The sequence below is a fragment of the Pseudomonas sp. RT6P73 genome, assembly GCF_054897715.1.
The window spans coordinates 4,607,177-4,620,829 of sequence record NZ_JBUBUV010000002.1 but is presented as its reverse complement, the minus strand read 5'-3'; the positions used below and the strand labels follow the sequence as shown (position 1 = coordinate 4,620,829).

Here is a 13,653-nt window from a genome sequence, read left to right as displayed (position 1 = left end):
TCGCCACAGGGTATTGCCAACCATACCTTGAGTGCGGCCATCCGCCGCGCCGGCCTTACTGTTTCTCAACCGCAGGTGTATCGTATTCGCCTTTTACAGGCCCACGGGCCTGTCGCTGATACGTGAGGTAGTTGAGTTCATGTCCTTTACCCGTCGCCAAATCCTCGGTGGCCTGGCCGGTCTTGTTGTCGTTGGTGTCGGAGTGGGGGGCGCGTCGAGGTATTGGCTGGGCAAGATGGCCGACGCTGACGCCGGCCATGACTATGAGCTGATCGCGGCACCGCTGGACGTCGAGCTGGTCGCCGGGCACAAGACTCCAGCCTGGGCGTTCGGTCCGTCGGCGCCGGGCACTGAACTGCGGGTTCGTCAGGGCGAATGGCTGCGAGTGCGCTTCATTAACCATCTGCCGGTGGCGACCACCATTCACTGGCACGGCATCCGACTGCCACTGGAAATGGACGGCGTGCCCTACGTATCGCAGCTTCCGGTATTGCCGGGCGAATACTTCGACTACAAATTCCGCGTGCCGGACGCTGGCAGCTACTGGTATCACCCGCACGTGAACAGCAGCGAAGAACTCGGCCGCGGCCTTGTCGGCCCGCTGATCATCGAAGAGCGTGAGCCCACCGGTTTCAAGTACGAGAAAACCCTGAGCCTGAAGAGCTGGCACGTCGATGAAGAAGGCGCTTTCGTGGCCTTCAGCATTCCTCGTGAAGCCGCCCGTGGCGGCACCGCGGGGCGCCTTTCGACCATCAATGGTGTCTCGCAAGCGGTGATCGACTTGCCCGCCGGGCAAATCACCCGCGTGCGTTTGCTCAACCTCGATAACACGCTGACGTATCGCCTCAACATTCCCGGCGTCGAAGCGCAGATCTACGCGCTGGACGGCAATCCCGTGGAACCGCGCCCCATGGGCAAGGAATACTGGCTCGGCCCGGGCATGCGCATCTGCCTGGCGATCAAGGCGCCGCCCGCCGGTGAAGAATTGTCCCTGCGCAACGGCCCGGTTCGCCTGGGCACGTTCCGTTCGGTGGCGAACACGGAGGCACCCACCGAATGGCCGGCCGCGCTGCCTGCCAACCCGGTGGCCGAGCCGGACCTGGCCAATGCCGAGAAACTCAACTTCAATTTCGAATGGGTGGGCTCGGTGTCGGTCAACGTCGACAACGGCAAACCGCCGAGCCTGTGGCAGATTAACGGCAAGGCCTGGGACATCACGGACAAGACCTGCGCCGACCGCCCGATTGCCAAGCTCGAGAAGGGCAAGAGCTACATTTTCGAATTGAAGAACATGACTCAGTATCAGCACCCAATTCACCTGCACGGCATGAGCTTCAAAGTCATCGCCTCGAACCGGCACAAGGTCATCCCGTACTTCACCGACACCTACCTGTTGGGCAAGAACGAGCGTGCGCAAGTCGCGTTGGTGGCGGATAACCCCGGCGTGTGGATGTTCCATTGCCATGTGATCGACCACATGGAAACCGGCCTGATGGCCGCCATCGAGGTGGCCTGATGCGTCAGATACGTCCCGCCGTGATCATCGACCGCAGCCGCGACCGCGACTTCATGCGCGAAGCACTGGCCCTGGCGGCACAAGGCGCGGCGCTGGGTGAAGTGCCGGTGGGCGCGGTGCTGGTGCAAGATGGTGAGATCATCGGTCGAGGCTTCAATTGCCCGATCAGCGGTCACGACCCGAGCGCTCATGCCGAGATGGTCGCGATCCGCGCTGCGGCGTTGGCGGCCAGCAACTATCGCCTGCCGGGCAGCACGCTGTACGTGACACTTGAGCCGTGCAGCATGTGCGCCGGGCTGATCGTGCATTCGCGGATTGCGCGGGTGGTATATGGCGCTTTGGAGCCGAAAGCGGGGATCGTGCAGAGTCAGGGGCAGTTTTTTACCCAAGGGTTCTTGAATCACCGGGTGCTCTATGAAGGTGGGGTATTGGCGGAGGAGTGCGGGGCTGTTCTCAGCGAGTTCTTCAAGGCCCGACGCGCGAAACCAACAGAATAAACACCAAATCCCTGTGGGAGCGGGCTTGCCCGCGATGGCGTCGGCACATCAAACATTGATTCCGACTGAACCACCGCTATCGCGGGCAAGCCCGCTCCCACAGGTTTATCTGGTGTCTGGGAAAATGGGGTTTATTTACGGGCCACGATAACGGCACGCATCGGCGCCGGCAAACCTTCCACTGTCTTGCTGTGGTCTTCAGGATCTAGAAAATCACTCAACGACTGATACTTCATCCACTCCGTCCCGCGCTGTTCCTCGACCGTGGTCACGCTCACGTCGACGCAGCGAACATCCGTGAACCCGGCACGTCGCAACCACAATTCCAGCGCCGGCACCGACGGCAAAAACCACACGTTACGCATCTGCGCATAGCGGTCTTCCGGCACCAGCACCTGCTGCTGATCGCCTTCAATCACCAGCGTCTCCAGCACCAGTTCACCGCCCTTGACCAGGCAATCCTTCAGCGCCAGCAAATGCTCGATCGGCGAACGACGGTGGTAGAACACACCCATGGAAAACACCGTGTCGAAGCCTTCCATGTTCGGCGGCAGGTCTTCGAAAGGGAACGGCAGGTGCCAGGCATTGGGTTCTGACAAGTAACGCTGCACTGCCTGGAACTGGCAGAAGAACAGCCAGTTCGGATCGACACCGATCACGCTGTCCGCGCCAGCACCGAGCATGCGCCACATGTAGTAACCATTGCCGCAACCCACATCCAGGATGCGTTTACCCTTCAAGTCCAGATGCGGAGCCACCCGCGACCACTTCCAGTCCGAGCGCCATTCCGTGTCGACATGCACACCAAACAGATCAAACGGCCCTTTGCGCCACGGCGACAAACCCATCAGCGCGGTACGCATTTGCGCACGGGTTTCATCGTCGCAATCAGTGTCCAGTGTCAGACCGTTGAGCAAATCAACTTCACTCGGTTGAATCTTCGGTAAGGCATCCAGCGCACTTTGCCAGCGTTCCAGGTCGCCATGACCCTTTTCCATTTTCTTGTCGAGTTGCGCTTGCAGGGTGTTGGCCCAGTCGGCCAGCGGGGTGCCCGCCAGACGGCGGGCGAGGGGGGACAGATCAATCATGGCAAGGCAATCAACGAGGCAAAGTTAAGACACTGGAACCACGGCACGACTTTCGAGAACCCGGCAGCCAACAGGCGCTCGCGGTGTTCTTCGAGGCTGTCGGGCTTCATGACGTTTTCGATGGCGCTGCGCTTCTGGGCGATTTCCAGCTCGCTGTAACCGTTGGCGCGTTTGAACGCGACATGCAGGTCCGTGAGCAGCGCGTGTTCTTCGAGGTCGTTGAAGCGCAGCTTCTCCGACAGAATCAACGCGCCACCGGGCAGCAGCGATTGGCGGATGCGTGAGAGCAACGCAGTGCGCTGGTCCGGGGCGATGAATTGCAGGGTGAAGTTCAGCGCCACCACCGAGGCTGGCTGGAAGTCGAGGGCAAGGATGTCGCCTTCGATCACCTCAACGGGCAGCAACTCCTGGAACATCGAGTCCTGACCGTTAAGGTATTCGCGGCAGCGCTCGACCATCGCCGCGGAGTTATCCACAGCGATGACGCGGCAACCATCGGTGCGCACATGGCGGCGCAACGCCTGAGTCACGGCGCCCAGGGACGAGCCGAGGTCGTAGAGCACGCTGTTGGGCTGAGCGAATTGCGCGGCGAGCACGCCGAGGTTCTCGACGATGGTCGGATAACCCGGCACCGAGCGCTTGATCATGTCCGGGAACACCCGCACCACGTCCTCGTTAAAGGCGAAGTCAGGCACCTGGGCCAAAGGCTGGGCGAAAAGGCGATCGGGGTCTTTGCTCACGGCGGTTCCGGCGACGAAGGTGGAAAAGGCCGGCATTTTAGCCAAATTGACGGGGGGATGCGCGGGTTGTCTGATAAACCGCTGGGCAGGCTGTGAGGTCTGTGTGTTCAGTGATACCGCCTTCGCGGGCAAGCCCGCTCCCACAATGATTGCGCTGAACCTGTGGGAGCGAGCTTGCTCGCGATGAATTCAACGCGATTTCGGGCCAAACGCTGAGGCTGTAATCCCCCACTGTCCCAACCAATAGCTGAGGATGATCACATAAGGCGCCGCATCGAATGGCGCAACAAAGCGGTTGATGCCGATCACGCTGTCGGAGAACACAAACGCCACCGCACCGGCTGCCGCCAGCAGCGCCGAGCGTTTGGGCACTTCCGTCCCGAGCCGGGCCAGCGCTCGCCAGAGCATCGCGCTGATGGCCAAACCGTAAACAATCACCGGGATTAACAACGGGCCCAGCCCGTGGGAAATCAAAATCCCCAGCAGCACCGCGCCAACACCCAGGGCAATCACCAATGGCCACAACGCCAACCGCCGGCAATCGCTCAAGTAGGCTTTCAGGTACGCCAGATGGGCGACCAAAAAAGCCCCCAGACCAAACACAAACAAATCCCCAGGCCACGCCAGCAACACATCGCCGAGCAGGGAAAAAATCAATCCAAGACTGATCCAGCGCCGGTACTCACTGGGCGGCGCGTCGTGCATCCAGCCGAGCAAGGCCAACACCGGCAAGGGTTTGACCAGCAGACAAAGCAGCGCAGCATGCACACTCAAGCCATACAGAAAGGTCACCGCGCCCATCAGCGCCAGAATCAGCCAACCCACGATCAGTTAACCGCGATTGCGCAGTCGAAGGTTTTCACTGCCGGTACTTCCGGTGCCCATGGCTGTGAATAGGTCAGACGCAACCGGCCGGTCCCGGCGGTAAACGCCTGAAAGCGCCAGGTCGAAATATCGGCGCTGCCGACGATGCCGGCGTCTTCCGGGTTGCTGTACACCTCAGGGCTGAGCGCATGCAACACGCCACCGGCCGAATCCTGGATCGCCCAGCGATAACCCGTGGTCGGGTTGCTCGGCAAAGTCACGATCAGGTTCTGTCCGTTGCGCATTTGCACCGGGCATTCGCTTTGTTTTTCCACGGTCAGGTTCTGTTTTGGTTGCGTGGAGCACGCAGCCAGCAGGGAGAGGGCGAGAGGGACAAACAGGCGAGTGGGGGACATAAGGTCAGTGGCTCCGGCGTTCACGACGAACGGCGAGCATAACTGAAGATGAGACAAAGTGTGACGGTGCAGAGTGAGAAACGATGCCACTGGGCAGCCAAACAAGTGTCGTGGCATCTACATTTTCAATGAGGATAGAATTTTTAGAGGTTTCTCTCGTATCCATAAAATTTAAGAAGCTGTTGGATACTCTTTTATATAAAAATCAAAAGTCCCTTTCAGTAGCAGTGATTCTTCATTGAATTTTGAGTAGGCCGTAACTTCAAATGAGGTCACGTCATAATGGCGGTAGCCTGAACTCAACTCCGTGACTGTTATCGTTAAGGTGCCTTCACTTGCTAAGTATTGATAAGAGTGCGCCTCTGCGCTGCGGTGGAGATGTTCTATGTAATCGGCTGCAATGAAATTGCCATCTTTTAGGTTGTATGTGCCTGTTTTGATTTCTGGGTTCAGGGTGAAGCCTGCAGAGCGTTTGCTGCCGCCGTCATTATTATTAACTTGGTAGTTAATTGTAAGGCCAGGAAATATTACATCGGGGGTTACACTGGTCGATTCAAATCTAACCCGGCGTGGCGCATCAAACGCAATTTTTCCGCTGATGAATATTGAACGTCTAATGGTGGCGTCTGTTTGTACGGCTGTCATGGCTTGCTTCCTCGATTGTAGATGACTTGTTGAACGGGAAGCCTAAGTAATGAATGCGCAAACAGCTACTGTAATATATGACAGTTTTTTATAATAAAACGCTATAGCAGTGAGCCAAATCGCGCTGCCGGTATGCACCGGCAACGCTTGGATGTACCACTCAGAACAAAATCTTAGCCACATCCGCAAACCGCTTGGCGAAATGCACGGTAATCCCTTCCTTCAGGTAATCCGGCAATTCATCAAAGCTTCCACGGTTAGGCTCCGGCAAAATCAACTCAAAAATCTTCTGCCGCCGCGCCGCGATCACCTTCTCACGTACCCCGCCAATCGGCAGTACATGCCCGGTCAGTGTCAGTTCGCCCGTCATGGCCACGCCTTTTTTCGGCGGCTGGTTGCGGGCGAGGGAGAGCAGGGCGCTGGCCATGGTCACGCCGGCGCTCGGGCCGTCTTTCGGGGTGGCGCCTTCGGGGACGTGCAGGTGAACGAAAGCTTCGTCGAAGAACTTCGGATCACCGCCAAACGACTTCAGGTTGGAGCTGACGTAGCTGTAGGCGATTTCCGCTGATTCTTTCATTACGTCACCGAGTTGCCCGGTGAGTTTGAAGCCACGGTTCAGGGTGTGGATGCGCGTGGCTTCGATCGGTAGAGTCGCGCCGCCCATGCTGGTCCAGGCCAGACCCGTGATGACGCCGGTGCCGGACAGCACTTGTTCATTGCGGAACACCGGATGGCCGAGTGAGGCTTCGAGGTCTTTCGGGCCGATTTTGATCACCGCTTTCGGCTCGTCGATCAATTTCACCACGGCCTTGCGCACCAGTTTGCCCAGTTCTTTTTCCAGGTGGCGCACCCCGGCTTCACGGGCATAACCGTCGATCAAGGCTTTCAAGGCGCTGTCGCTGATGCTCAGGCTGCCTTTGGACACGCCGGCTTTTTCCAGCTGCTTGGGCCACAAGTGGCGCTTGGCAATCGCGATTTTTTCTTCGGTGATGTAGCCCGAGAGGCGAATCACTTCCATCCGGTCCAGCAACGGGCCGGGGATCGAGTCCAGGGTGTTGGCGGTGCAGACGAACAGCACTTTCGACAGATCCAGACGCAGGTCCAGGTAGTGGTCGAGGAATTCGACGTTCTGTTCCGGGTCGAGGGTTTCGAGCAGCGCCGAGGCCGGGTCGCCCTGGTAGCTTTGGCCCATCTTGTCGATCTCGTCGAGCATGATTACCGGGTTCATCACTTCGACGTCTTTCAACGCCTGCACGAGTTTGCCCGGTTGCGCGCCGATGTAGGTGCGGCGGTGGCCCTTGATCTCGGCTTCGTCGCGCATGCCGCCGAGGCTGAAGCGGTAGAACGGACGGCCGAGGGATTCGGCGATGGACTTGCCGACGCTGGTTTTACCCACGCCGGGCGGGCCGACCAGCAATACGATGGAACCGCTGATCTCGCCTTTATAGGCACCGACGGCGAGGAATTCGAGGATGCGGTCCTTGATGTCGTCGAGGCCGGCGTGGTGTTTGTCGAGCACCTTGCGCGCGTGTTTGAGGTCGAGTTTGTCCTCGCCGAACACGCCCCACGGCACCGAGGTCGCCCAGTCGAGGTAGTTGCGGGTAACCGCATACTCCGGCGAGCCGGTCTCGAGGATCGACAGCTTGTTCATTTCCTCTTCGATGCGTTTTTGCGCCTGGGGCGGCAGCACTTTGCCCGTGAGGCGTTGCTCGAACTGTTCGAGGTCGGCGCTGCGGTCATCTTTGGTCAAGCCCAGCTCTTGCTGAATGACCTTGAGCTGTTCCTTAAGGAAGAACTCGCGCTGGTGCTCGCCGATCTTGCGGTTAACTTCGGCGGAAATCTCTTTCTGCAAACGTGCGACTTCGACTTCTTTGCGCAGCATCGGCAAGACTTTTTCCATGCGCTTGAGCATCGGCACGCAGTCGAGCACTTCTTGCAGCTCGTTGCCGGTGGCCGAGGTGAGGGCGGCGGCGAAGTCGGTCAGCGGCGACGGATCGTTGGGGCTGAAGCGGTTGAGGTAGTTTTTCAGCTCTTCACTGTATAGCGGGTTGAGGGGCAGCAATTCCTTGATCGCGTTGATCAGTGCCATGCCGTAGGCCTTGACCTCGTCGGTCGGCTCGGTGGGCTGGTGCGGGTATTCGACCTCCACCAGGTACGGCGGGCGGTGGTGTTTGAGCCAGGTGCGGATACGCACGCGGGTCAGGCCTTGGGCGACGAATTGCAGTTTGCCGTTTTCGCGACTGGCGTGGTGCACCTTGACCAGCGTGCCGTAGAGCGGCAGGGCGGAGGTGTCGAAATGGCGCGGATCTTCCTGGGGCGTGTCCATGTAGAACAGGGCCAGGGAGTGGTGATCGGATTTGCTGACCAGGTCGAGGGTTTCGGCCCACGGTTCTTCATTGACGATGACCGGCAGCACTTGGGCCGGGAAGAACGGGCGGTTGTGGATCGGGATGATGTAGACCTTGTCCGGCAGGTTCTGGCCGGGCAGGGCGAGGCCTTTGCCGGTGGAAGGGTGTTCGGCGTTCTCTGGGTCGGCGTAGTCGCTCGGGTCTTCGGGGAATTCTTGCTGGTCGCTCATGGGGCACCTGCGCAATGGGGTATGGGTCTTAGATGGGGCAGGTGGGGGGTGGTTTCAATGGGGCGGGATATTTCTGGGTGTGTGTTCAGGGTTTGGACAGGTGCTTCTTTTGACCTTGACCGACAGCCGAACCAGATTGTTCAGAGGTACACGAAGCCCTGTAGGAGCGAGGCTTGCCCGCGAAGGCGGCCTGACAGCCGACCAATATCTTGCTGATGTACCCAATTTAATTGTGGGAGCGAGCTTGCTCGCGATGGCGATTGTTCATTCAACATTTATGTCGATTGACACACCGCTTTCGCGGGCAAGCCTCGCTCCTACAGTGGATCAACTGTGTGGCGAGGGTTTTGGTACGGCGACGTTATCGAGCATCCGGTTTGCTGCCAGTTCCGCCAGCATGACGATCTGTTGAATCGCCATTGTCTTGTGCCGGTGCGGGCCTTCCAGGTAATCGGCGAAATCACTTGCCATCACACTGGCCTGGGCCAATGACTCGCAGGTATGGGCCAATAGGTCTTCGTCTTTGATATCCGGGGCAATCAAAAACATCGTGCTGGGTTTGCGAATGGCGAGGGATTTGAGGGCGGCGGGATTGAGGTAGTGATCCAGCGCGCGCTCGGCGGCGTCGTTGAGTTTTTTGGAATCGAAGGATTCGTAGGGGGAAACGTCATCGGTTTGCGGGGGATTCGGGGTTTCTTTGAACATGGTGAAGCTCCATTCGGGGACAGGGAGTTCGCCACGACTGCGACCAAGCAGTTGGGTGGCGAACCGTACGCAGGTTGGTCGACCAGGGAATGGAACCCGGCAGGGCCGAAGCCCTCCCACGCACAGCTCGCCATGAAGCAAGCACGAAAAGTGCGCCATTCTAAACCTGGGCGACCAAACCCGGCCGCTGAATTTGCAGCGACCTCGAAAGCCTATCGTCCGGGCTTCTGACACGACAACCGATAGAACCTGTCGGAATCCTCCTCCAACACAGCGACGGCTGTAGGACGTTGGAAAAAATATTCAGGCCCGACACGATCCAATGTGGGAGCGAGCCTGCTCGCGATGGCTGTTTAACATTCAACATCCAGGGTGGCTGACAGTCCGCCATCGCGAGCAGGCTCGCTCCCACATTTGTTCAGTGGTGTGGCAATAAAAAATTGGCGGCCACAAAAAAAGGCGACCCCCTTACAGGAATCACCTTTCCTTTAACCGCCGCTAAACCTTACTCGGACAGTTTGTACGCAATCACATAGTCACCTTGCTTGGTGCCCAGCGAACCGTGACCGCCCGCAACGACGAGCACGTATTGCTTGCCGTCCTTGCCGGTGTAGGTCATCGGCGTGGTTTGCGCGCCGGCTGGCAGGCGGCCTTCCCACAGTTGCTTGCCGTTTTTTACGTCGTAGGCGCGCAGGTACTGGTCGAGCGTGCCGCTCAGGAAGCCAACGCCACCGGCAGTGGTGAAGGGGCCGCCCAGGCTAGGCACGCCCATGCTCAGCGGGATCGGAACCGGAGAGCTGTCGCGCACGGTGCCGTTCTTGTGCTTCCACAGGACTTTCGACGTGGTCAGGTCGATTGCCGCCACGTAGCCCCAGGCCGGTGCCTGGCACGGCAGACCCATTGGCGAGAGCAGGGCTTCGAGGACGACGCCGTATGGCGCGCCTTTGTTCGGCTGCACGCCTTCGGTTTCGCTTTTGCGCGGGCCTTGGGCGGCGATTTCGGCGGCCGGGATCATTTTCGATTTGAACGCCATGTAGCTTGGGTTCACGAACGCGATCTGACGCACCGGGTCAACCGAGATGCCGCCCCAGTCAAACACGCCGAAGTTGCCTGGATAAACGATCGAACCCTGCAGCGATGGCGGCGTGAACGGGCCGTCGTAGCGCATGGATTTGAAGTCGATCCGGCAGATCAGCTGATCAAACGGGGTCACGCCCCACATGTCGCGCTCTTGCAGCGGCGGCGGCATCAGGTTGAGGTCGGATTTCGGTTGGGTCGGCGAGGTGTGATCACCTTCGACAGGGCCTTGCGGAACCGGCACTTCGTTGATTGGCACGATCGCCTGGCCGGTGCTGCGGTCCAGCACGTAGATGCTGCCTTGCTTGGTGGACACGAGTACCGCCGGCTTCACGCCGTCAGCGGTTTTCAGGTCCATCAGGGTTGGCTGGCCACCGACGTCCATGTCCCACAGGTCATGGTGGGTTAACTGCATGTGCCAGCGCACTTTGCCGGTGGCGATGTCGAGGGCGGTCAGGCCCGCAGCGTGCAATTCCGATTCAGGGGTACGCGCGCCGCCGAACTGGTCCGGGGTCTGGTTGCCCATCGGCAGGTAGAGCATGCCGAGTTTTTCGTCGACGGCGAACATGGACCACATGTTCGGCGAGTTGCGGGTGTAGACCTTGCCTTCGGCAATCGGCGTGGTGTCGTCCGGGTTGCCGCTGTCCCAGTTCCACACCAATGCGCCGGTGTGTACGTCGAACGCACGGATCACGCCGCTTGGCTCGTCGATGGAAACGTTGTCGGTGACGTGGCCGCCAATCACCACCAGGTCTTTAGTGACGGCTGGAGGCGAGGTGGAGTAGTAACCGCCGGCGTTGAAGCCGCCGATGTTGGCGGAGAGATCAACCTGGCCTTTGTTGCCGAAGTCTTCGCACATTTTGCCGGTGTCGGCGTCGAGGGCGATCAGGCGGGTGTCGGCTGTTGGCAGGAAGATCCGGCGTGGGCAGACCGTGCTGACCGGCGCAGGGCTGGCGGTGCCCGTCGGGCTCTGCTCGGACGCGTAAGCGGCGTCATCGTGATACGTCACGCCACGGCAGGTCATGTGCGCCCAACCCTTGAAGTTCGCCGCGTTCTGCGTGGAGAGCTTCGGATCGAAACGCCAGATTTCCTTGCCGGTGTCCGGGTCCAGGGCGATCACCTGGCTGTGCGGCGTGCACACGTAGAGCATGCCGTTGACTTTCAGCGGGGTGTTTTCGGCGGTGGTTTCGCCCGGGTCGTTCGGCCCTGGCAGGTCGCCGGTGCGATAGGTCCAGGCTGGAACCAGTTTGTTCACGTTTTGCGGAGTGATCTGCGCCAATGGCGAGTAACGATCGCCATGGGCGCTGCGGCCGTAGGAATTCCAGTCACCGTCGGGCATGGCCGGGGCGGTGTTGGTCATGCCGGGGACGCTTTCGCGGTCCAGTTGGCCTTTGATTTCACCGGGGTTGGTGAACTGGCTGGCCAGCGCAGCAACGCCAGCGAGCACCACCGCCACGCTCAGTGCGCCGGTGCCCATCGGCGAAGGGCCGGTGATCAGCAGCGGACGGCGGAACCACGGCAGCAACATGACGAGGCCCAGCGCAAACAGCATCGCCAGACGCGGCACCAGTTGCCACCAATCGAGGCCGACTTCCCACAGGGCCCACACGGTACTGGCAAACAGCACCAGTGCGTAAAGGCCCAGCGCAGCGCGTCGGGCCAGAATCAGCAGCACGCCGGTCAGCGTCAGGCCGATACCGGCCAGCAGGTAATACAGCGAGCCGCCGAGCAGGCTCAGCTTGATCCCGCCGGCCAGCATGGCCAGGCCCATTAGCAGAAGCAGAATGCCGAGCAGGGTCGGCAATAGACGGCTTCGACTCAAAGCACCATCAGTGCTCATAGTGTGGTTCTCCGTGACGTTTCAAGTAGTCCCGCGCAGGTTCACTGTAGATGACGATCCTGTGCGGGCATGGTTCAGATAAAAAAGGTTTGGTTGCTGCTGTCCTTGTAGGAGCGAGGCTTGCCCGCGAAGGCGATCTCACATTCAACATTGATTTCGACAGTGAAGCCGCCTTCGCGGGCAAGCCTCGCTCCTACAGGAACCGCGTTGTTCTTTAGAACTGCGACTGGATCTTGATCCCGCCAATCAGTGCGTCATCGACCTTGTCCACGCCACCGGGGTGGCGGATGTATTGCAGGTTCGGGCGTACGGTCAGCCAGTTCGTGACGTGCACGCCGTAATAGAGTTCGGCGCTGTATTCGGTGTCCTGGGGCGGCAGGAACGAGGGGGCGTCGTAGTCGAAGACGGCTCGGGCCTGATTGGTCGCTTCGGCGTTCTTGCGATAGGCCGGGTTGACGTGAACCCGGGCGAGGGCAAATCCGATGTCGTCCTTGGCGCGAGCATCGAACAGGCCTTTATAGACGACGCCTGCCTGGACATAGTTGTCGATGGCGTTGGTCTTCTTGTCGTGCATCGTGCCGTTGGCGAACATGCTCAAGCCGCGCGAATTGTCGCTGGCTCGGCTGGTGATCTGCTGCTGCACACCCAGCCACACACCGTGCTTGCTCGACGCGCTGCGGTAAGCCTCGCCGCTCAGGGCCGCGGGCTGACCGTTGCTGTCTTTGTAGGCATCCGTGGCTTTCGCATTGCTGTAGTAATAACCGGCGCGGTATTCGCCCGGCAGGCCGTTGAGCTTGGGCGACCACACCAGCTCGACCGGTAAAATCGCGCCTTGGGTGCCGCTGCCGCTGAGCTTGAAGCCGTTGTCGCGATCGAGGTTCGACGGGTTCTGCTCATACGCGCCGACTTGCGCGTACAGCTCAGGCGTCAGGTGATATTTGACGCGCATCGCCCATTGACTGACCGGCCAGTTGTACCAGATGCCGCCGACCCAGTTGCCGACCTGCGAACCGCAAAACGCCAGGTTCTGGAAGTCGCAGGGGAAGCTGTTGAAGTCCTCGCCTTCGCCGAAACGGCCGACCTTGATGTCGAGCTTCTGGTCGAAGAATTTCTGCTGATACCACATCTGCGTCAGGCGCCAGGTTTGCCCACGGCCCCAGACTTCCTGAGCCGAGGTGAAGCCGCCGACGCGTGGATCGTTGATCCGGTCGTTGCTGATGTTATTGCCGTTGCGCTCGGTGATGGTCAGCTGAAATTCAGCGTCGTCCCAGCCCAGAATTTTCTGCAAGTCCAGATGCGTGCCGAAACCAAACTGGTCGCTGTAGCGCGCGGTGCGATCGTGGTCGTAGCCGCCGTGCAGGTTGCTGCCCATTTCGCCGGTGTAATCGACTTTGAAGTCGTAGCCTTTTTCCGAAAGCTCGGTGCGCGTGCCGTTCCAGTCGCCGAGCATCCAGGGGGATTCGCTATCGAAAGCAGGAGCGGCCTGGGTGCAGGTGGCAAGGCCAAAAACGCTGAATCCAGCGATCAGGTTCAGGGCTTTTCGGCTGGCAATAGCGGTGCAGACAGCGCTGTCTCGCGGAGTTTGGAAATCAGGCATAGAGAAGGAGTTCTTGATCTTTTTCTGGGGGAGTGAATCGAAAGCGGCACTATGTCGCGGGCAGATGAAGCGTTTCAGCTTGACGGGCGCAAGGATAATGTCCTGTTACAAATAGAGAAAGCGCTTTTGCTGACATGGAGCGTTTCGGAT

12 protein-coding genes are annotated in these 13,653 nt (G+C 59.6%); 3 read left to right on the top strand and 9 right to left on the bottom strand.

Annotated elements, in window-relative coordinates:
- Positions 1-139: 139 nt before the first annotated feature.
- Together ACYZT6_RS21500 and tadA are read left to right on the top strand one after the other, a co-directional pair.
- Positions 140-1,516, top strand: coding sequence for a multicopper oxidase family protein (locus ACYZT6_RS21500; protein ID WP_462028550.1), 1,377 nt, complete (start codon positions 140-142; stop codon positions 1,514-1,516).
- Positions 1,516-2,013: a tRNA adenosine(34) deaminase TadA gene (gene tadA, locus ACYZT6_RS21495; protein ID WP_462028549.1), complete on the top strand. Its 498-nt coding sequence runs from the start codon at positions 1,516-1,518 to the stop codon at positions 2,011-2,013. The genes ACYZT6_RS21500 and tadA overlap by 1 nt, the downstream gene beginning before the upstream one ends.
- Positions 2,014-2,144: 131 nt before the next feature.
- On the opposite strand, the gene cmoB is transcribed toward tadA, so the two are convergent.
- From cmoB to ACYZT6_RS21455, 8 genes are all read right to left on the bottom strand, one after another.
- Complete coding sequence (gene cmoB / locus ACYZT6_RS21490) at positions 2,145-3,101, bottom strand: tRNA 5-methoxyuridine(34)/uridine 5-oxyacetic acid(34) synthase CmoB (RefSeq protein ID WP_046049261.1); 957 nt, start codon at positions 3,099-3,101, stop codon at positions 2,145-2,147.
- Positions 3,098-3,877: a carboxy-S-adenosyl-L-methionine synthase CmoA gene (cmoA, locus tag ACYZT6_RS21485; protein ID WP_461955541.1), complete on the bottom strand. Its 780-nt coding sequence runs from the start codon at positions 3,875-3,877 to the stop codon at positions 3,098-3,100. Before cmoA ends, cmoB begins: the two co-directional genes overlap by 4 nt.
- A 153-nt stretch (positions 3,878-4,030) precedes the next feature.
- Entirely contained in the window at positions 4,031-4,666 is a 636-nt protein-coding gene (locus tag ACYZT6_RS21480) for a lysoplasmalogenase (protein ID WP_462028548.1), read from the bottom strand.
- Between the two features lie 2 nt (positions 4,667-4,668).
- Complete coding sequence (locus ACYZT6_RS21475) at positions 4,669-5,061, bottom strand: protease inhibitor I42 family protein (protein WP_462028547.1); 393 nt, start codon at positions 5,059-5,061, stop codon at positions 4,669-4,671.
- 171 nt (positions 5,062-5,232) lie between these two features.
- Complete coding sequence (locus ACYZT6_RS21470) at positions 5,233-5,706, bottom strand: hypothetical protein (RefSeq protein WP_462028546.1); 474 nt, start codon at positions 5,704-5,706, stop codon at positions 5,233-5,235.
- Between the two features lie 160 nt (positions 5,707-5,866).
- Positions 5,867-8,284, bottom strand: coding sequence for an endopeptidase La (gene lon, locus ACYZT6_RS21465; protein WP_462028545.1), 2,418 nt, complete (start codon positions 8,282-8,284; stop codon positions 5,867-5,869).
- Between the two features lie 327 nt (positions 8,285-8,611).
- Entirely contained in the window at positions 8,612-8,989 is a 378-nt protein-coding gene (locus ACYZT6_RS21460) for a DUF6124 family protein (protein ID WP_462028544.1), read from the bottom strand.
- Positions 8,990-9,494: 505 nt separating this feature from the next.
- Positions 9,495-11,906, bottom strand: coding sequence for a glucose/quinate/shikimate family membrane-bound PQQ-dependent dehydrogenase (locus ACYZT6_RS21455; RefSeq protein ID WP_462028543.1), 2,412 nt, complete (start codon positions 11,904-11,906; stop codon positions 9,495-9,497).
- 50 nt (positions 11,907-11,956) lie between these two features.
- Between ACYZT6_RS21455 and ACYZT6_RS21450 the strand changes: the two genes are divergently transcribed.
- On the top strand, positions 11,957-12,124 hold the full coding sequence (locus ACYZT6_RS21450) for a hypothetical protein (protein ID WP_462028542.1): 168 nt from the start codon (positions 11,957-11,959) through the stop codon (positions 12,122-12,124).
- On the opposite strand, the gene ACYZT6_RS21445 is transcribed toward ACYZT6_RS21450, so the two are convergent.
- A complete protein-coding gene (locus ACYZT6_RS21445; protein WP_462028541.1) occupies positions 12,121-13,503 on the bottom strand; it encodes a carbohydrate porin in 1,383 nt (460 codons plus the stop codon). The genes ACYZT6_RS21450 and ACYZT6_RS21445 overlap by 4 nt on opposite strands.
- Positions 13,504-13,653: the final 150 nt, after the last annotated feature.

Excerpts from the sequence above, each read along its gene's own strand:
- ACYZT6_RS21500 (WP_462028550.1), top strand. The coding sequence starts at position 140 with ATGTCCTTTACCCGTCGCCAAATCCTCGGTGGCCTGGCCGGTCTTGTT.
- tadA (WP_462028549.1), top strand. The coding sequence starts at position 1,516 with ATGCGTCAGATACGTCCCGCCGTGATCATCGACCGCAGCCGCGACCGC.
- cmoB (WP_046049261.1), bottom strand. The coding sequence starts at position 3,101 with ATGATTGATCTGTCCCCCCTCGCCCGCCGTCTGGCGGGCACCCCGCTG.
- cmoA (WP_461955541.1), bottom strand. The coding sequence starts at position 3,877 with ATGCCGGCCTTTTCCACCTTCGTCGCCGGAACCGCCGTGAGCAAAGAC.
- ACYZT6_RS21475 (WP_462028547.1), bottom strand. The coding sequence starts at position 5,061 with ATGTCCCCCACTCGCCTGTTTGTCCCTCTCGCCCTCTCCCTGCTGGCT.
- ACYZT6_RS21470 (WP_462028546.1), bottom strand. The coding sequence starts at position 5,706 with ATGACAGCCGTACAAACAGACGCCACCATTAGACGTTCAATATTCATC.
- lon (WP_462028545.1), bottom strand. The coding sequence starts at position 8,284 with ATGAGCGACCAGCAAGAATTCCCCGAAGACCCGAGCGACTACGCCGAC.
- ACYZT6_RS21460 (WP_462028544.1), bottom strand. The coding sequence starts at position 8,989 with ATGTTCAAAGAAACCCCGAATCCCCCGCAAACCGATGACGTTTCCCCC.
- ACYZT6_RS21455 (WP_462028543.1), bottom strand. The coding sequence starts at position 11,906 with ATGAGCACTGATGGTGCTTTGAGTCGAAGCCGTCTATTGCCGACCCTG.
- ACYZT6_RS21450 (WP_462028542.1), top strand. The coding sequence starts at position 11,957 with ATGACGATCCTGTGCGGGCATGGTTCAGATAAAAAAGGTTTGGTTGCT.
- ACYZT6_RS21445 (WP_462028541.1), bottom strand. The coding sequence starts at position 13,503 with ATGCCTGATTTCCAAACTCCGCGAGACAGCGCTGTCTGCACCGCTATT.